Genomic DNA, 17,319 nt, shown 5'->3' on the forward strand with positions numbered 1-17,319 from the left:
CCCGCGTACCCGGCGGGCCCCCGCGAACCCGCACCCGCCCCTCAGCCGATGTCCGGCGGGTCGATCCTGATCCGCACCGGGTCCCCGCCGCCGCGCGCGAGCCGGCCCGCCCTCGCCTGCTTCAGCGCCGCCGCCAGGGCCGCGCCGCTGCCGGGTGGGACCCGGACCAGGGCGCGGTCCCACTGCTCGCCCGGCGGCGGGTCGCCGGGGCGGCGCGGGCCGCCGGGTCGGACCACGGGCAGCGGTACCGGGCCGAGCACCTCGGCGTCCGGAGGCAGACCGGCCGCCGCGAGGAAGCCTTCGACCGCCTCCGGGGGGCCCGTCACCGCGGCCATCCGGGAGACCGGCGGGAAGCCCAGCTCGGCCCGCTCGGCCAGCTCCCGCTGGGCGTGCCCGACCGGGTCCCAGCGGACCAGCGCCTGGACCGGCCGGAGCGTCGGCTCGGCGACCACGACCACGGTGCCGCCCTCGGCCTGGCCCCGTACGAGCGAGGCCGCGTCGATCCAGCGGCGCAGCGCCTCCTCGCCCGCCCGCAGGTCGGGTCGGCCGAGCATGGCCCAGCCGTCGAGGAGCAGCGCGGCCGCGTAGCCGCCTTCGGCGACGGGCTCGGCGCCTGGGGTGGACACGACGAGCGCGGGGCGCCCCGGCACGCTGTCCAGGACGTGGTCGCGCCCGGAGGTCCGGACCGGCACCGCGGGAAACGCCCGGCCGAGCTCCTCCGCCGTCCGCCGCGCGCCGACCACCTGGGCCCGCAGCCGGGTCGAGCCGCACGCCAGGCAGTGCCAGTCGGGGGCGCCGCGGCCGCACCAGCCGCAGTGCAGCTCACGCTGCTCGGGGGCCTCGAGGGGCCCGGCGCAGTGGCGGCAGCGGGCGGGCGTCCGGCACCGCTCGCAGGCCAGCCTCGGCACGTATCCGCGCCGGGGCACCTGGACGAGCACCGGCCCGGTCTTCAGCCCCTCCCGTACGGTCTGCCAGGCCAGCGAGGGCAGCCGGGCGGCGCGCGCGGCCTCGTCGCGGGCGAGTTCCCCGTCGCCGACGGTCCGGATCAGCGGGGCGGCCCTGCGGACCTGCTCCCGTCCGGCGTTCAGCGCCTTCGCCCATCCGGATTCGACGAGCTGGGCGGCCTCGACGGTGCAGCCGGTGCCGCCGAGGAGGAAGGCGCACCGGTCGTGGGCGGCGCGGAGCAGCAGCACCTCGCGCGCGTGGGGCTGCGGGGCGTGCAGCTCGCTGTGGCTGCCGTCGCCGTCGTCCCAGATGACGACGAGGCCGAGGTCGCGTACGGGGGCGAACATCGCCGCCCGGGTGCCGACGACCGCCCGCACCGCCCCGCGCCGCACCGCGAGCCACTGTTCGTACCGCTTCTCGGGGCCCGCCTCCGCGGTGAGCAGCGCGTGCCGCCCCTCCCCCAGGACCGTGGTGAGTGCCGCGTCGACCCGCCCCGCCGCCCGTCCGTCGGGTACGACGACGAGCGCGCCCCGGCCGGAGGCGAGGGTGGCGGCCACGGCGCGGGCGATCTCCTCGGCCCAGTACGGTCCCGGCAGCGCGTTCCACACGGCCCGGGGTGCCCCGCCGCTCGCGAGGGAGTCCAGGAAGGCGGGCCCCCGCTCGTACCGCGTCCAGCTCCCCGGCTCCGGCGCGTTCGGCGGCGGCAGCGGCTCGGGGGACAGGCGGCCCTCGGCGCGGGCGCTGCGCGGGGGCACGGCGAGGGTGAGCACGTCGGCCAGGCTTCCCGCGTACCGGTCGGCGACGGCGCGGGCGAGCCCGAGCAGCTCGGGGCCGAGGACCGGCTCCGGTGAGACGACGTCGGCGAGCGCGGCAAGGGGACCCGAGTAGTCGGAGGTGGCCCGCCGCTCGACGAGGAAGCCGTCGATGAGCCGTCCGCCCTCCCGCCGGCCGTTCTTGACCTGGTGGGCGCCCGCGCCGAACCGCACCCGCACCCGCACGCCGGGCCGTGCCGTCTCGTCCAGTTCCTCGGGCACCGCGTAGTCGAAGAACTGGTCGAGGTGGAGCGACCCCTTGTCCACCACGACCCGGGCCACGGGCAGTTCCTTGGCGAGGGCGGCCCCCCGCCAGGTCCGCGGCTTGGCCCGCGGCACCTTGGCCTTCCGTACGGTCTCGCGGATGAGCGCGAGCTGCTCGGGCTCGGCGGGTTCCTCGGACCTCTCGTTCTCGCTGCTCACAGCCCCATACCTACCAGACGCCACCGACAGCGGGCAGAGCGGAGCCCGGCCACCCCCAGGGGGTGCCGGGCTTCGGTCGCGTACAGCAGGTGCCTACAGGCCCGCGGCCTGCTTGAGGGCGTCCACGCGGTCCGTGCGCTCCCAGGTGAAGTCCGGCAGCTCGCGGCCGAAGTGGCCGTAGGCGGCGGTCTGGGAGTAGATCGGGCGGAGCAGGTCGAGGTCGCGGATGATCGCGGCCGGGCGGAGGTCGAAGACCTCGGCGATGGCGTTCTCGATCTTCTCGTTCTCGACGGTGTTGGTGCCGAAGGTCTCGACGAAGAGTCCGACGGGCTCGGCCTTGCCGATCGCGTAGGCGACCTGGACCTCGCAGCGCGCGGCGAGGCCGGCGGCGACGACGTTCTTGGCGACCCAGCGCATGGCGTAGGCGGCCGAGCGGTCGACCTTGGACGGGTCCTTGCCGGAGAAGGCGCCGCCACCGTGGCGGGCCATGCCGCCGTAGGTGTCGATGATGATCTTGCGTCCGGTGAGGCCGGCGTCGCCCATCGGGCCGCCGATCTCGAAGCGGCCGGTCGGGTTCACCAGGAGGCGGTAGCCCTCGGTGTCGAGCTTGATGCCGTCCTCGACGAGCTGCGCGAGCACGTGCTCGACGACGAACTCGCGGATGTCGGGCGCGAGCAGCGACTCCAGGTCGATGTCGGAGGCGTGCTGCGAGGAGACGACGACCGTGTCGAGACGGACGGCCTTGTCTCCGTCGTACTCGATGGTGACCTGGGTCTTGCCGTCGGGACGCAGGTACGGGATGGTGCCGTTCTTGCGGACCTCGGTCAGCCGCCGGGAGAGCCGGTGCGCGATGTGGATCGGCAGCGGCATCAGCTCGGGGGTCTCGTCCGACGCGTAGCCGAACATCAGGCCCTGGTCGCCGGCGCCCTGCTTGTCCAGCTCGTCCTCATCGCCCTCGACCCGCTTCTCGTACGCGGTGTCCACGCCCTGGGCGATGTCCGGGGACTGCGACCCGATGGACACCGACACGCCGCAGGAGGCGCCGTCGAAGCCCTTCTTCGAGGAGTCGTAACCGATCTCGAGGATCTTGTTCCGGACGAGGGTCGGGATGTCCGCCCACGCCTTGGTGGTCACCTCACCGGCGACGTGCACGAGGCCGGTGGTGATCAGCGTCTCGACGGCGACGCGCGAGGTGGGGTCCTCGCGCAGCAGCGCGTCGAGAATGGTGTCGCTGATCTGGTCAGCGATCTTGTCGGGGTGTCCCTCGGTGACGGACTCCGAGGTGAACAGACGACGGGACACAACGCTCCCTGGGGTTGCAGCGGCTGCTGGCTCTTCGTTGACGGACCGGCAGGGGGCTGCGCCCCAAGACGTTCCGTGGACAGTCTATCGGTCGTGGTCGGGCGATGGACCAGGTGTCTCGCCTGGCGAATGCCCTGGGCGGGTGAATCCGGCTCGTTCCGGTCTGTTCCCCGTCAGGTCGTGGCGCGCAGTCGCGGCAGGACCAGGTCCCAGACCGTCTCGGCGAGCGCTTCCTTCGGACCGTACGGTACGGGGGTCTCGGCGCCGTCCGAGGCGAGCACCACGGCCTCGTTCTCCTCGGAGCCGAAGGTCTTGCGCTCCCCGACCTCGTTGACGACGAGAAGGTCGCAGCCCTTGCGGCGGAGCTTCTCGCGTCCGTTGGCGAGGACGTCGTCGGTCTCGGCGGCGAAGCCCACGACGACCTGGCCCGGCAGGGCGCGGTCGGCGGCGAGCTCGGCGAGGATGTCGGGGTTGCGGACGAGCTCGACGGTGGGGGCGCCTCCGTCGTCCTTCTTCTTGATCTTCCCGGCGGCGTAGACGGTCGGCCGGAAGTCGGCGACGGCGGCCGCCATGACCACCGCGTCGGCGTCGGCGACGGCCTTGAGCACGGCCTCGCGGAGCTGGAGCGCGGTGCCGACGTGGACGACGTCGACACCGGCCGGGTCGGGGATGCCGGTGTTGGCCTCGACGAGGGTGACCCGGGCGCCGCGGGCGGCGGCGGCCCTGGCGAGGGCGTAGCCCTGTTTCCCGGAGGAGCGGTTGCCCAGGTAGCGGACGGGGTCGAGGGGCTCGCGGGTGCCGCCGGCGCTGACCACGACATGGCGTCCGGCGAGGTCGGGGGCGGCGGCGCCGCGGCTGAGGATCCGCCGGCAGATCTCGAAGATCTCCGCCGGGTCGGGCAGTCGGCCCTTGCCGGTGTCGACGCCGGTGAGGCGGCCCACGGCCGGTTCGATGACGACGGCGCCGCGGCGGCGCAGGGTCGCCACGTTCTCCTGGGTCGCCGGGTGCTCCCACATCTCGGTGTGCATGGCGGGGGCGAAGACGACGGGACAGCGCGCGGTCAGCAGCGTGTTGGTGAGCAGGTCGTCGGCGAGGCCGTGGGCGGCCTTGGCGAGCATGTCGGCGGTGGCGGGGGCGACGACGACGAGGTCGGCGCCCTGGCCGATCCGTACGTGCGGCACCTCGTGGACGGTCTCCCACACCTCGGTCGAGACCGGGTGGCCGGAGAGCGCGGACCAGGTGGCCTCGCCGACGAAGTGGAGGGCGGAGTCGGTGGGGACGACGCGCACGTCGTGACCCGACTCGGTCAGCCTCCGCAGCAGCTCGCACGCCTTGTAGGCGGCGATGCCGCCGCTGACGCCCAGAACGACCTTCGGCTCGGCCACGTCTGTCACAGCTCCCCTGGGGAATCGGATGCGTACGACTTCATGAGACACCACAGGCCCGGCGGATGTTCCGCCGGGCCTGTGGTGACAAGCGTTACACGCGCTACGTGCTTACTGAGCCGGGCCCTCGATGGCCTCGGACGTCAGCAGACCCGCGTTGATCTCGCGCAGGGCGATCGAGAGCGGCTTCTCGTGGACGTGGGTGTCGACCAGCGGACCCACGTACTCCAGCAGGCCCTCGCCGAGCTGGGAGTAGTACGCGTTGATCTGACGCGCGCGCTTGGCCGCGTAGATCACGAGGCTGTACTTCGAGTCCGTGGCCTCGAGCAGCTCGTCGATCGGCGGGTTGATGATGCCCTCGGGCGCAGTGATGGAAGAGGACACGCTCTACCTTCCGAAGATGGGAACCAGGGATCATTCCCCAGAAGTCAACAGCATCAACGTTAGCAGCTCACGTGCGACGTCCTCGACGGAGGTGTTGACCAGGGTGGTGTCGAACTCCGACTCGGCGGCCAGTTCGACCTTCGCGGCCGCCAGCCTGCGCTCGATCACCTCGGGCGACTCGGTGCCGCGCCCGGTGAGGCGGCGGACCAGCTCCTCCCAGCTCGGCGGGGCCAGGAAGACCAGCTGCGACTCGGACATCGAGTCCTTCACCTGGCGCGCGCCCTGGAGGTCGATCTCCAGGAGCACGGGCTCGCCGGCGTCGAGGCGTTCGTGGACGGCGGCGCGCGGGGTGCCGTACCGGTTGCCCGCGAACTCGGCCCACTCGAGGAGCTCACCGTTGGCGATCAGCTTGTCGAACTCGTCGTCCGTCACGAAGAAGTAGTGGACGCCGTGCTTCTCGCCGGGGCGGGGCTTCCGTGTCGTCGCCGACACCGAGAGCCAGACCTCGGGGTGGACCTTGCGCATATGAGCGACGACCGTGCTCTTGCCGACCCCTGAGGGGCCGGAGAGCACGGTCAGCCGCGGACGTGCCTCTGCTGCCATGCAGCGATTATTCCAGCTCTACCGGGGTGCCCGGGACGCATGTCCCGGATCGGAAGCCGGACCGGGCACCGGATCAGGCGCCGGTGCTGCCGAACTCGCGCTCCAGGGAGGCGATCTGGTTGGAACCGAGACCGCGCACCCGGCGGCTCTCGGAGATGCCGAGGCGCTCCATGATCTGCTTGGCGCGGACCTTGCCCACGCCGGGGAGCGACTCGAGCAGTGCGGAGACCTTCATCTTGCCGATGACGTCGTTCTCCTGGCCGGTCTTGATGACCTCGTGGAGGGAGGCGCCGGAGTGCTTGAGTCGATTCTTGACCTCGGCCCGCTCCCGGCGAGCCGCGGCGGCCTTCTCGAGCGCGGCTGCGCGCTGTTCAGGGGTAAGGGGCGGAAGAGCCACGCCTACGTCACCTCGGATGTCGATCTGTCGGATACGGACCGGTGAGGAACCCAGTGCCCCACACCAGTGGAGCAACGAACAACGCAGGGGGCGTTGAACGCCTGCTCTGCCCCGGAGACTAGCGGCCGAGGCCGCTCCAGTCAGCGAGAACAGCGGAAAAGTCCTGGTCAGCATCGACCGACCGGGACTTTTCCGGCATAACGACCCGGTTTTGCGCCAAGTTTTCGTCAAGGAGTGAGACGGCCCGGTGAGACGGTTCGTCTCACCGGGCCGAAACAGCTCCGAAACGAGGGCGCTCCGGCTCCGACCTGCGGATTACCCGCGGAGCCCGTTACGCGCCGACGGCCGCGCGGATCTCGTCCGCGTACCGGAGAGCCGAGTCCCGCAGGGCGGCCGCGTCCGGACCGTGCCGCAGGACCCCGCGGCTGACGTTCGGGACGACGTTGCCGACCGCGGCGCCGAAGACGGCGGGGAGGTCGGCCGGGGTCGCGCCCTGGGCGCCGATGCCGGGGGCGAGGAGGGGGCCATTGATGTCCAGGTCGAACGAGGACAGGTCGCCGAGGGTGGCGCCGACGACCGCGCCGAAGGAGCCCATCGGGGTCTCCCCCGCGTTCTCGGCGGCGAGGTGGGCCAGCATGGTCGCGCCGATCGTGCGGCCGGCCGGGTCGTCGGTGCGGACCGCCCGCTGGACCTCCGCGCCCTCCGGGTTGGAGGTGAGGGCCAGGACGAAGAGTCCGGCGCCGGACTCGCGGGCCAGGTCGACGGCCGGCTTCAGGGAGCCGTAGCCGAGGTACGGGGAGACCGTGAGCGCGTCGGAGAAGAGCGGGGAGTCCTTGTGCAGGAAGGTCTCGGCGTACGCGGCCATGGTGGAGCCGATGTCGCCGCGCTTGGCGTCCATGACGACGAGGCCGCCCGCCGTGCGCAGATCGGCGACGGCGCGCTCCAGGACGGCGATGCCCTTCGAGCCGAAGCGCTCGAAGAAGGCGGACTGCGGCTTGAAGACGGCCACGGTGTCCGCGAGCGCCTCGACGACGGTGAAGGTGAACCGTTCGAGGCCGGCGATGTCGTCGGTCAGGCCCCAGGAGTCGAGCAGGGCGGCGTGCGGGTCGATGCCGACGCAGAGCGGGCCGCGCTCGTCCATGGCGGAGCGCAGACGGGTGCCGAAGGAGAGGGTCACTTGGCGGCCTTTCGGTTGTCGGCGCCGACGGCCTCGGCGAGGGTGGCGTACGGGGAGGCGGCGAGGCGCGCGGCGAGGCCCTTGTGGATCGCGCGGGCGTAGAACGGGCCCTCGTAGATGAAGGCGCTGTAGCCCTGGATCAGGGTGGCGCCGGCCAGGATGCGCTGCCAGGCGTCCTCGGCGTTCTCGATGCCGCCGACGCCCACGAGGACCAGCCGGTCCCCCACGCGCGCGTGGAGGCGGCGCAGGACGGCGAGGGAGCGCTCCTTGACGGGTGCGCCGGAGAGGCCGCCGGTCTCCTTGATCAGGGCCGGGTCGGACGTCAGGCCGAGGCCCTCGCGCGCGATGGTGGTGTTGGTGGCGATGATGCCGTCGAGACCGAGTTCGAGGGCGAGGTCGGCGACCGCGTCGACGTCCTCGTCGGCCAGGTCGGGGGCGATCTTGACCAGGAGCGGGACGCGGCGGTCGGTCACCGTGCGGTCGGCCGCTTCCCGTACGGCCGTGAGGAGCGGGCGCAGGGACTCGGTGGCCTGGAGGTTGCGCAGGCCGGGGGTGTTCGGCGAGGAGACGTTCACGACCAGGTAATCGGCGTGCGCGGCGAGGCGCTCGGTCGACTTCACGTAGTCGGCGGCGGCCTCGGCCTCCGGGACGACCTTGGTCTTGCCGATGTTGACGCCGACGACGGTCCTGAACACCGGTACGCGCGCGTGGAGGCGGGCGGCGACGGCGGCGGAGCCCTCGTTGTTGAAGCCCATGCGGTTGATCAGGGCGCGGTCCGGGACGAGCCGGAAGAGGCGCTTCTTGGGGTTGCCGGGCTGGGCCTCGCCGGTGACCGTGCCGATCTCGACGTGGTCGAAGCCGAGCATCGACATGCCGTCGATGGCAACGGCGTTCTTGTCGAAGCCGGCGGCGAGCCCGAAGGGGCCGTGCATGCGGAGGCCGAGGGCCTCGGTGCGCAGCTCCTCGTACCGGGGTGCGAGGACGGCGGCGACGAAGGTGCGGAGGACCGGGACGCGGGCGGCGAGACGGATCCAGCGGAAGGCCAGGTAGTGGGCCTTCTCGGGGTCCATGCGCTTGAAGACGAGGTCGAAGAAGAACTTGTACATGCGGGGAGTCCAGGTGTGCTCATGAAGAGGGGGACACCGCGGTACTGCCGGTGTCCCCCTTCTCCGTACGGGCTGCTAGTCGCGGGCCGCGGTCAGCTGCTCCGCGTGCTCCTGGAGCGAGCGGACGCCGACGTCGCCGCGGTTGAGCGCGTCGATGCCCTGGACGGCCGCGGCGAGCGCCTGGACCGTGGTGAGGCAGGGGACGCTGCGGGCCACGGCGGCCGTACGGATCTCGTAGCCGTCGAGGCGGCCGCCGGTGCCGTACGGGGTGTTGACGATCAGGTCGACCTGCCCGTCGTGGATCAGCTGGACGATCGTCTTCTCGCCGTCGGGGCCCTCGCCCTCGCTCAGCTTGCGCACGATCGTGGCGTTGATGCCGTTGCGCTTGAGGACCTCGGCGGTGCCGGAGGTGGCGAGCAGCTCGAAGCCGTGGGCGACGAGCTCGCGGGCCGGGAAGATCATCGAGCGCTTGTCGCGGTTGGCGACCGAGATGAACGCGCGGCCCTTGGTGGGCAGCGGGCCGTAGGCGCCGGCCTGCGACTTGGCGTACGCCGTACCGAAGACCGCGTCGATGCCCATGACCTCGCCGGTGGAGCGCATCTCCGGGCCGAGGACGGTGTCGACGCCGCGGCCGTGCACGTCGCGGAAGCGCGACCACGGCATCACGGCCTCCTTGACGGAGATCGGCGCGTCGAGCGGCAGGGTGCCGCCGTCGCCGGTCTTCGGCAGCATGCCCTCGGCGCGCAGCTCGGCGATGGTGGCGCCGAGCGAGATGCGGGCGGCGGCCTTCGCGAGCGGGACGGCGGTCGCCTTCGAGGTGAAGGGGACGGTCCGGGACGCGCGCGGGTTGGCCTCCAGGACGTAGAGGATGTCGCCGGCCATGGCGAACTGGATGTTGATCAGGCCGCGCACGCCGACGCCCTTGGCGATGGCCTCGGTGGAGGTGCGCAGGCGCTTGATGTCGTAGCCGCCGAGGGTGATCGGAGGCAGGGCGCAGGCCGAGTCGCCGGAGTGGATGCCGGCTTCCTCGATGTGCTCCATGACGCCGCCGAGGTAGAGCTCCTCGCCGTCGTAGAGCGCGTCGACGTCGATCTCGATGGCGTCGTCGAGGAAGCGGTCGACCAGGACCGGCCGGGTGGGGCTGATCTCGGTGGACTCCGCGATGTACGACTCGAGGCGGGCCTCGTCGTACACGATCTCCATGCCGCGGCCGCCGAGCACGTACGAGGGGCGTACGAGGACGGGGTAGCCGATCTCGTCGGCGATGGCCTTGGCGCCGGCGAAGGTGGTCGCGGTGCCGTGCTTGGGGGCGGGGAGCCCGGCCTCGGCGAGGACCTGGCCGAAGGCGCCGCGGTCCTCGGCGGCGTGGATGGCCTCCGGGGAGGTGCCGACGACCGGCACGCCGTTGTCCTTGAGCGCCTGCGACAGGCCCAGCGGGGTCTGGCCGCCGAGCTGGACGACGACACCGGCGACGGGGCCCGCGAGGGTCTCGGCGTGGACGATCTCCAGCACGTCTTCCAGCGTCAGCGGCTCGAAGTACAGGCGGTCGGAGGTGTCGTAGTCCGTCGAGACGGTCTCCGGGTTGCAGTTGACCATCACGGTCTCGTAGCCGGCGTCGCTCAGGGCGAAGGAGGCGTGGACGCAGGAGTAGTCGAACTCGATGCCCTGGCCGATGCGGTTGGGGCCGGAGCCCAGGATGATCACCGCGGGCTTCTCGCGCGGGGCGACCTCGCTCTCCTCGTCGTACGAGGAGTAGAAGTACGGGGTCTTGGCGGCGAACTCGGCGGCGCAGGTGTCGACCGTCTTGTAGACCGGGCGGACGCCGAGGGCGTGCCGGACCTCGCGGACGACGTCCTCGCGCAGGCCGCGGATCTCGGCGATCTGGGCGTCGGAGAAGCCGTGGCGCTTGGCCTCGGCGAGGATCTCCGGGTGGAGCTTCTCGGCGGCGGCCAGCTCGTCGGCGATCTCCTTGATCAGGAAGAGCTGGTCGACGAACCACGGGTCGATCTTCGTGGCGTCGAAGACCTCCTCGGGGGTGGCGCCGGCCCGGATGGCCTGCATGACGGTGTTGATGCGGCCGTCGGTCGGGCGGACCGACTCGAGGAGGAGCTCGGCCTTGTCGCCGGGCTCGCCGACGAAGGTGAACTGCGAGCCCTTCTTCTCCAGGGAGCGCAGGGCCTTCTGGAGCGCCTCGGTGAAGTTGCGGCCGATCGCCATGGCCTCGCCGACCGACTTCATGGTCGTGGTCAGCGTGGAGTCGGCGGAGGGGAACTTCTCGAAGGCGAAGCGCGGGGCCTTGACGACGACGTAGTCGAGCGTGGGCTCGAAGGACGCCGGGGTCTTCTCCGTGATGTCGTTGGGAATCTCGTCCAGCGTGTAGCCGACGGCGAGACGGGCCGCGATCTTCGCGATCGGGAAGCCGGTCGCCTTGGAGGCGAGCGCCGAGGAGCGGGAGACACGCGGGTTCATCTCGATGACGATGATCCGGCCGTCGACCGGGTCGATCGCGAACTGGATGTTGCAGCCACCGGTGTCGACGCCGACCTCGCGGATGATCGCGATGCCGATGTCGCGCAGCCGCTGGTACTCGCGGTCGGTGAGCGTCATCGCCGGGGCGACGGTGATCGAGTCACCGGTGTGGACGCCCATCGGGTCGAAGTTCTCGATGGAGCAGACGACCACGACGTTGTCGTTCTTGTCGCGCATCAGCTCCAGCTCGTACTCCTTCCAGCCGAGGATGGACTCCTCAAGGAGCACCTCGGTGGTCGGGGAGAGCGTGAGGCCCTGGCCGGCGATGCGGCGCAGCTCGTCCTCGTCGTGGGCGAAGCCGGAGCCGGCGCCGCCCATGGTGAAGGAGGGGCGGACGACGACGGGGTAGCCGCCGAGGGTGTCGACGCCCTTGATGACGTCGTCCATGGTGTGGCAGATGACCGAGCGGGCGGACTCGCCGTACCCGATCTTGGCCTTGACGGCCTCGACGACACCCTTGAAGAGGTCGCGGTCCTCGCCCTTGTTGATGGCCTCGACGTTGGCGCCGATGAGCTCGACGCCGTACTTCTCCAGGACGCCCTGCTCGTGCATGGAGATCGCGGTGTTGAGCGCGGTCTGGCCGCCGAGGGTGGGCAGGAGGGCGTCGGGGCGCTCCTTGGCGATGATCTTCTCGACGAACTCGGGGGTGATCGGCTCGACGTAGGTGGCGTCGGCGATCTCCGGGTCGGTCATGATCGTGGCCGGGTTGGAGTTGACCAGGATCACCCGCAGGCCCTCGGCCTTGAGGACGCGGCAGGCCTGGGTACCGGAGTAGTCGAACTCGGCGGCCTGACCGATGACGATCGGGCCGGAGCCGATGACCAGGACGGACTGGATATCGGTGCGCTTAGGCACGCTCGGCCTCCATCAGCGTTACGAAGCGGTCGAAGAGGTACGCGGCGTCGTGCGGGCCCGCGGCCGCCTCGGGGTGGTACTGGACGGAGAAGGCCGGCTGGTCGAGCAGCTGGAGGCCTTCCACGACGTTGTCGTTCAGGCAGACGTGGGAGACCTCGGCGCGCCCGTAGGGCGTGTCGGAGACCTTGTCGAGGGGCGCGTCGACGGCGAAGCCGTGGTTGTGCGCGGTGACCTCGACCTTGCCCGTGGTGCGGTCCTGGACGGGCTGGTTGATGCCCCGGTGGCCGTACTTCAGCTTGTAGGTGCCGAAGCCGAGGGCGCGGCCGAGGATCTGGTTGCCGAAGCAGATGCCGAAGAGCGGCGTCCTGCGCTCCAGGACGGCCTGCATGACGGCGACGGGGCCGTCGGCGGTGGCGGGGTCGCCGGGGCCGTTGGAGAAGAACACTCCGTCGGGCTGGACGGCGTAGATGTCCTCGACGGTGGCGGTGGCGGGGAGCACGTGCACCTCGATGCCGCGCTCGGCCATCCGGCGCGGGGTCATGCCCTTGATGCCGAGGTCGACGGCGGCGACGGTGAACTTCTTCTCACCGATCGCGGGGACGACGTACGGCTCCTTGGTGGCGACCTCGGCGGCGAGGTTCGCGCCCTTCATCTGGGGCTGGGCCTTGACCTTGGCGAGCAGGGCCTCCTCGCGGACGCCCGTCCAGGCGTCGCCGGAGAAGATGCCGACGCGCATGGCGCCGCGCTCGCGCAGGTGGCGGGTGAGGGCGCGGGTGTCGATGCCGGAGATGCCGACGACGCCCTGGCGCTCCAGCTCCTCGTCGAGGGTGCGGGTGGCACGCCAGTTGGAGGAGACGCGGGCGGGGTCGCGGACGACGTAGCCGGAGACCCAGATGCGGCCGGACTCGGGGTCGTCGTCGTTGACGCCGGTGTTGCCGACGTGCGGGGCGGTCATGACCACGACCTGGCGGTGGTACGACGGGTCGGTGAGGGTCTCCTGGTAGCCGGACATGCCGGTGGAGAACACGGCCTCGCCGAAGGTCTCCCCCACGGCCCCGTAGGCGCGGCCGCTGAAGGTGCGGCCGTCCTCCAGGACGAGTACGGCGGGAGTCTTGGCGGCTCCCCTGGTGGAGGTCGTCATCGTGCGATGCCTTCCGTCGTGCTTACGGGGTTCATGGAGTTGATGGCCTCGACCCAGGCGGTGTGCTCGGCCGCCCGGTCGGACCGGAAGCCGGAGTCGAGCAGCTTGTCGCCGTGCGTCCAGGTGACGATCAGCAGGCCGCCCTCGGCGAGGACCTTGCCGGCGATGCCCTTGTCGAGGCGGGCCTCGCGCAGGGCCTCGGCCGGGACGAAGAAGTCGTTCGCCCCGGGGCGTACGACCGCGAGCCCGGCGTCGGTGAGCGTGAGCTCGACGCGGCTGCGGGTGCCGAGGCCGTGGGCGACGATCCGGTCGAGCCACTGCCCGGCGGTGGTGGAGCCGTGGTAGCGCCCGCTGAGAGTCAGTTTCGCCGCACCGGCCGCCGGAGGCGCGGTGGGGAGCTCGGGCAGGTCCGACTGGAGGCTGCCGCGCCACTTCCAGCCCTGGCGCATCAGCCAGTACACGAAGGCGATGAAGAGCAGCAGTCCGGCGACCCAGCCGATCCTTCCGGCCCAGTCGGTCACCTCCGCCGACTTCTGCTCGGCAGTCCCTGCGGCGATTGCGATGAGTGGTGTCACGCCAGCTTCCCGTCCACGACCGTTGCCCGGCCCCGCAGGATGGTGTGGGTGACGCGTCCCGGCAGCTCACGGCCCTCGTAGGGGGTGTTGCGGCTGCGGGAGGCGAAGTCCGCGGGGTCCACGACTCCACGGTAAGCCGGATCGACCAGCGTCAGGTTCGCGGGCTCACCTGCCGAGACGGGTCGTCCGTGGCCCTTGGCCCGTCCGATCCGGGCGGGCGCGAAGGACATGCGGTCGGCGACGCCGGCCCAGTCGAGGAGTCCGGTCTCGACCATCGTCTGCTGGACGACGGAGAGCGCGGTCTCCAGGCCGACCATGCCCATGGCGGCCGCGGCCCACTCGCAGTCCTTGTCCTCGTGCGGGTGCGGGGCGTGGTCGGTGGCGACGATGTCGATCGTGCCGTCGGCGAGGGCCTCGCGGAGCGCGAGGACGTCCTTCTCGGTGCGCAGCGGCGGGTTGACCTTGTAGACCGGGTTGTACGAGCGGACCAGCTCGTCCGTGAGGAGGAGGTGGTGCGGGGTGACCTCGGCGGTGACGTCGATGCCGCGGGACTTGGCCCAGCGGACGATCTCGACGGAGCCGGCGGTGGAGAGGTGGCAGATGTGGACGCGCGAGCCGACGTGCTCGGCGAGGAGGACGTCGCGGGCGATGATCGACTCCTCGGCGACGGCCGGCCAGCCGCCGAGGCCGAGCTCGGCGGAGACGATGCCCTCGTTCATCTGGGCGCCCTCGGTGAGGCGGGGCTCCTGGGCGTGCTGGGCGACGACGCCGCCGAAGGCCTTCACGTACTCCAGGGCGCGGCGCATGATCACGGCGTCGTCGACGCACTTGCCGTCGTCGGAGAAGACGGTGACGCCGGCGGCGGAGTCGTGCATGGCGCCGAGCTCGGCGAGCTTCTTGCCTTCGAGGCCGACGGTGACGGCGCCGATGGGCTGCACGTCGCAGTAGCCGTGCTCCTGGCCGAGGCGGTAGACCTGCTCGACGACGCCGGCGGTGTCGGCGACCGGGTGGGTGTTGGCCATGGCGAAGACGGCGGTGTAGCCGCCGGAGGCGGCGGCGCGGGTGCCGGTGAGGACGGTCTCGGAGTCCTCGCGGCCGGGCTCGCGCAGATGGGTGTGGAGGTCGACGAGGCCGGGCAGCAGGATCTGGCCGTCGGCCTCGATCACGGTGGCGCCCTCGGCGCCCAGGTCCGTACCGACCTGGGCGATGGTCTCGCCGTCGATCAGGACGTCCTGGACGGCGCCGCCCAGCACCTGCGCACCGCGGATAAGGATCTTGCTCATGGTTACTTGTTCTCCTCGGTGCGGGTGTGGGTGACGGCGGAGTCGTTGCCGCCCAGAAGCAGGTAGAGGACCGCCATCCGGATGGAGACGCCGTTGGCGACCTGCTCGACGACCGTGCAGCGGTCGGAGTCGGCGACCTCGGCGGTGATCTCCATGCCGCGGACCATGGGGCCGGGGTGCATGACGATGGCGTGCTCGGGCATCTTCGCCATCCGCTCGCCGTCGAGCCCGTACCGCCGCGAGTACTCGCGCTCGGTCGGGAAGAAGGCGGCGTTCATCCGCTCTCGCTGCACACGCAGCATCATGACCGCGTCGGACTTCGGCAGCACGCGGTCGAGGTCGTACGAGACGTCGCAGGGCCAGGTCTCGACGCCGACGGGGACCAGGGTGGGCGGGGCCACCAGGGTGACCTCGGCGCCGAGGGTGTGCAGCAGGTCGACGTTGGAGCGGGCGACCCGGCTGTGCAGGACGTCGCCGACGAGCGTGATCCGCTTGCCCGCCAGGTCCTGGCCGAGCCCGGTGTCCCGGCCGACCAGGCGGCGGCGCATCGTGAAGGCGTCCAGGAGGGCCTGGGTGGGGTGCTGGTGGGTGCCGTCGCCGGCGTTGACGACGGGGGCGTCGATCCAGCCGGAGGTGGCGAGGCGGTACGGGGCGCCGGAGGCGCTGTGCCGGATGACGACCGCGTCGACGCCCATGGCCTCCAGGGTCTGCGCGGTGTCCTTGAGGGATTCGCCCTTGGAGACGCTGGAGCCCTTGGCCGCGAAGTTGATCACGTCGGCGGAGAGGCGCTTCTCGGCGGCCTCGAAGGAGATCCGGGTCCGGGTGGAGTCCTCGAAGAAGAGGTTGCAGATGGTCCGGCCGCGCAGGGTCGGCAGCTTCTTGATGGGCCGGTCGGCCACCCGGGCCATCTCCTCGGCGGTGTCGAGGATCTGGACGGCGTCGTCGCGGGTGAGGTCGGCGGCCGAGATGAGGTGACGCATCATCGGGGTGTCTCTCCGTGGTGGGGAGTGTGAGGGCGTGCGAGGGCGCAGGGGGGTGCCCCGGCCCCGGCGGGGAAGCCGGTCCGGCTAGGCGGAGGGCCGGGAACCGAGCAGGACGGTGTCGCGACCGTCCTCCTCGGCGAGCTGGACCTTGACCGTCTCCCGCAGCGACGTGGGGAGGTTCTTGCCGACGTAGTCGGCTCGGATCGGAAGCTCGCGGTGGCCGCGGTCGACGAGGACGGCGAGTTGGACGGCGCGCGGGCGGCCGATGTCGCCGAGGGCGTCGAGGGCGGCGCGGATGGTGCGGCCGGAGAAGAGCACGTCGTCGACGAGGACGACCAGGCGGCCGTCGACGCCGTCACCGGGGATCTCGGTGCGGCCGATGGCGCGCGCCGGCTTCATCCGCAGGTCGTCCCGGTACATGGTGATGTCGAGGGAGCCGACCGGGATCTTGGCGCCGGTGATCGATTCGAGCTTCTCGGCGAGCCGGCGGGCGAGGTAGACACCGCGGGTGGGAATGCCGAGGAGGACCACGTCGTCGGCGCCCTTGGCGCGCTCGACGATCTCGTGTGCGATGCGGGTGAGGACCCGCGCGATGTCGGGGGCCTCGAGAACGGGCCGTGCGTCATCGCTGTACTGCTGCTGGGTGTCCATGAAGAAACGGACCTCCTTCTCCGCCTCACGGGACGGCTCTTAAAGGACGTCGGAATTGCGCCGTCAACGATACCAGGGACGTACGGGCGCCTCGCCCCCACCCCGGTCGCCGCTCGGCGCGCCGTCCCCCGGGAGGGGGCGGTACGGACCTTTCGGCTTGACGGGTAGGTGTAACGCTGCGTAACCTCACAGTGAGTTACCAGCCGCGCGGCGCAGCCGCATGTCGTCACAGCGTCCGGGAGCGTTATGTCCAGCGAATACGCAAAGCAGCTCGGGGCCAAACTCCGTGCCATCCGCACCCAGCAGGGTCTTTCCCTCCATGGGGTGGAGGAGAAGTCCCAGGGGCGCTGGAAGGCCGTCGTGGTCGGCTCGTACGAGCGCGGTGACCGCGCGGTGACCGTGCAGCGTCTTGCCGAGCTGGCCGACTTCTACGGGGTGCCGGTGCAGGAGCTGCTGCCGGGCACGACCCCGGGCGGGGCCGCCGAGCCGCCGCCGAAGCTGGTCCTGGACCTGGAGCGGCTCGCGCACGTCCCGCAGGAGAAGGCGGGCCCGCTCCAGCGCTACGCGGCGACGATCCAGTCGCAGCGCGGCGACTACAACGGCAAGGTGCTGTCGATCCGCCAGGACGACCTGCGCACCCTCGCCGTCATCTACGACCAGTCCCCCTCGGTCCTCACCGAGCAGCTGATCAGCTGGGGCGTCCTTGACGCGGACGCGCGCCGCGCGGTCGCCCACGAGGAGAGCTGACCCCTTACGGGGGCACAGCAG

15 protein-coding genes are annotated in these 17,319 nt (G+C 71.6%); 1 reads left to right on the forward strand and 14 read right to left on the reverse strand.

What is annotated here, in order from left to right:
- Nucleotides 1-41: 41 nt before the first annotated feature.
- The 14 genes from ABT034_RS17875 to pyrR all read right to left on the reverse strand — a co-directional run bounded on the left by ABT034_RS17875 (nucleotide 42) and on the right by pyrR (nucleotide 16,551).
- A complete protein-coding gene (locus tag ABT034_RS17875) occupies nucleotides 42-2,180 on the reverse strand; it encodes a primosomal protein N' (protein WP_351216153.1) in 2,139 nt (712 codons plus the stop codon).
- Nucleotides 2,181-2,273: 93 nt separating this feature from the next.
- Nucleotides 2,274-3,482 (reverse strand): methionine adenosyltransferase, encoded by a 1,209-nt coding sequence (gene metK / locus ABT034_RS17880; RefSeq protein ID WP_351216155.1) that lies wholly within the window; start codon nucleotides 3,480-3,482, stop codon nucleotides 2,274-2,276.
- 173 nt (nucleotides 3,483-3,655) lie between these two features.
- The gene (gene coaBC / locus ABT034_RS17885; protein WP_351216157.1) at nucleotides 3,656-4,867 is read right to left on the reverse strand and encodes a bifunctional phosphopantothenoylcysteine decarboxylase/phosphopantothenate--cysteine ligase CoaBC; all 1,212 of its coding nucleotides are present in this window, start codon (nucleotides 4,865-4,867) and stop codon (nucleotides 3,656-3,658) included.
- A 111-nt stretch (nucleotides 4,868-4,978) separates the two neighbouring features.
- Nucleotides 4,979-5,251 (reverse strand): DNA-directed RNA polymerase subunit omega, encoded by a 273-nt coding sequence (gene rpoZ, locus ABT034_RS17890; RefSeq protein ID WP_005319902.1) that lies wholly within the window; start codon nucleotides 5,249-5,251, stop codon nucleotides 4,979-4,981.
- A 30-nt stretch (nucleotides 5,252-5,281) separates the two neighbouring features.
- Nucleotides 5,282-5,854 (reverse strand): guanylate kinase, encoded by a 573-nt coding sequence (gene gmk / locus ABT034_RS17895; RefSeq protein ID WP_351216159.1) that lies wholly within the window; start codon nucleotides 5,852-5,854, stop codon nucleotides 5,282-5,284.
- Nucleotides 5,855-5,927: 73 nt separating this feature from the next.
- Complete coding sequence (locus ABT034_RS17900; protein ID WP_030204477.1) at nucleotides 5,928-6,251, reverse strand: integration host factor; 324 nt, start codon at nucleotides 6,249-6,251, stop codon at nucleotides 5,928-5,930.
- A 331-nt stretch (nucleotides 6,252-6,582) separates the two neighbouring features.
- On the reverse strand, nucleotides 6,583-7,428 hold the full coding sequence (gene pyrF / locus ABT034_RS17905; protein ID WP_351216161.1) for an orotidine-5'-phosphate decarboxylase: 846 nt from the start codon (nucleotides 7,426-7,428) through the stop codon (nucleotides 6,583-6,585).
- A complete protein-coding gene (locus tag ABT034_RS17910) occupies nucleotides 7,425-8,534 on the reverse strand; it encodes a quinone-dependent dihydroorotate dehydrogenase (protein ID WP_351216163.1) in 1,110 nt (369 codons plus the stop codon). The genes pyrF and ABT034_RS17910 overlap by 4 nt, the downstream gene beginning before the upstream one ends.
- A gap of 75 nt (nucleotides 8,535-8,609) precedes the next feature.
- Complete coding sequence (carB, locus tag ABT034_RS17915; protein ID WP_351216165.1) at nucleotides 8,610-11,918, reverse strand: carbamoyl-phosphate synthase large subunit; 3,309 nt, start codon at nucleotides 11,916-11,918, stop codon at nucleotides 8,610-8,612.
- Nucleotides 11,911-13,059, reverse strand: a complete 1,149-nt coding sequence (gene carA, locus ABT034_RS17920) for a glutamine-hydrolyzing carbamoyl-phosphate synthase small subunit (protein ID WP_351216167.1) — start codon at nucleotides 13,057-13,059, stop codon at nucleotides 11,911-11,913. Before carA ends, carB begins: the two co-directional genes overlap by 8 nt.
- Nucleotides 13,056-13,634, reverse strand: a complete 579-nt coding sequence (locus ABT034_RS17925; protein WP_351216169.1) for a PH-like domain-containing protein — start codon at nucleotides 13,632-13,634, stop codon at nucleotides 13,056-13,058. Before ABT034_RS17925 ends, carA begins: the two co-directional genes overlap by 4 nt.
- Nucleotides 13,631-14,917 (reverse strand): dihydroorotase, encoded by a 1,287-nt coding sequence (locus ABT034_RS17930; RefSeq protein WP_351216171.1) that lies wholly within the window; start codon nucleotides 14,915-14,917, stop codon nucleotides 13,631-13,633. Before ABT034_RS17930 ends, ABT034_RS17925 begins: the two co-directional genes overlap by 4 nt.
- A 2-nt stretch (nucleotides 14,918-14,919) precedes the next feature.
- On the reverse strand, nucleotides 14,920-15,900 hold the full coding sequence (locus ABT034_RS17935) for an aspartate carbamoyltransferase catalytic subunit (RefSeq protein ID WP_351216173.1): 981 nt from the start codon (nucleotides 15,898-15,900) through the stop codon (nucleotides 14,920-14,922).
- A gap of 84 nt (nucleotides 15,901-15,984) precedes the next feature.
- Entirely contained in the window at nucleotides 15,985-16,551 is a 567-nt protein-coding gene (gene pyrR / locus ABT034_RS17940; RefSeq protein ID WP_351216174.1) for a bifunctional pyr operon transcriptional regulator/uracil phosphoribosyltransferase PyrR, read from the reverse strand.
- Between the two features lie 246 nt (nucleotides 16,552-16,797).
- On the opposite strand from pyrR, the gene bldD reads away from it, so the two are divergent.
- Nucleotides 16,798-17,298 (forward strand): transcriptional regulator BldD, encoded by a 501-nt coding sequence (gene bldD, locus ABT034_RS17945; protein WP_005319862.1) that lies wholly within the window; start codon nucleotides 16,798-16,800, stop codon nucleotides 17,296-17,298.
- Nucleotides 17,299-17,319: the final 21 nt, after the last annotated feature.

The sequence above is a fragment of the Streptomyces sp. NPDC002773 genome, from assembly GCF_040295605.1.
Lineage (GTDB): Bacteria > Actinomycetota > Actinomycetes > Streptomycetales > Streptomycetaceae > Streptomyces.

Excerpts from the sequence above, each read along its gene's own strand:
- gmk (WP_351216159.1), bottom strand. The coding sequence starts at position 5,854 with ATGGCAGCAGAGGCACGTCCGCGGCTGACCGTGCTCTCCGGCCCCTCA.
- ABT034_RS17910 (WP_351216163.1), bottom strand. The coding sequence starts at position 8,534 with ATGTACAAGTTCTTCTTCGACCTCGTCTTCAAGCGCATGGACCCCGAG.
- carA (WP_351216167.1), bottom strand. The coding sequence starts at position 13,059 with ATGACGACCTCCACCAGGGGAGCCGCCAAGACTCCCGCCGTACTCGTC.
- ABT034_RS17930 (WP_351216171.1), bottom strand. The coding sequence starts at position 14,917 with ATGAGCAAGATCCTTATCCGCGGTGCGCAGGTGCTGGGCGGCGCCGTC.
- ABT034_RS17935 (WP_351216173.1), bottom strand. The coding sequence starts at position 15,900 with ATGATGCGTCACCTCATCTCGGCCGCCGACCTCACCCGCGACGACGCC.
- pyrR (WP_351216174.1), bottom strand. The coding sequence starts at position 16,551 with ATGGACACCCAGCAGCAGTACAGCGATGACGCACGGCCCGTTCTCGAG.
- bldD (WP_005319862.1), top strand. The coding sequence starts at position 16,798 with ATGTCCAGCGAATACGCAAAGCAGCTCGGGGCCAAACTCCGTGCCATC.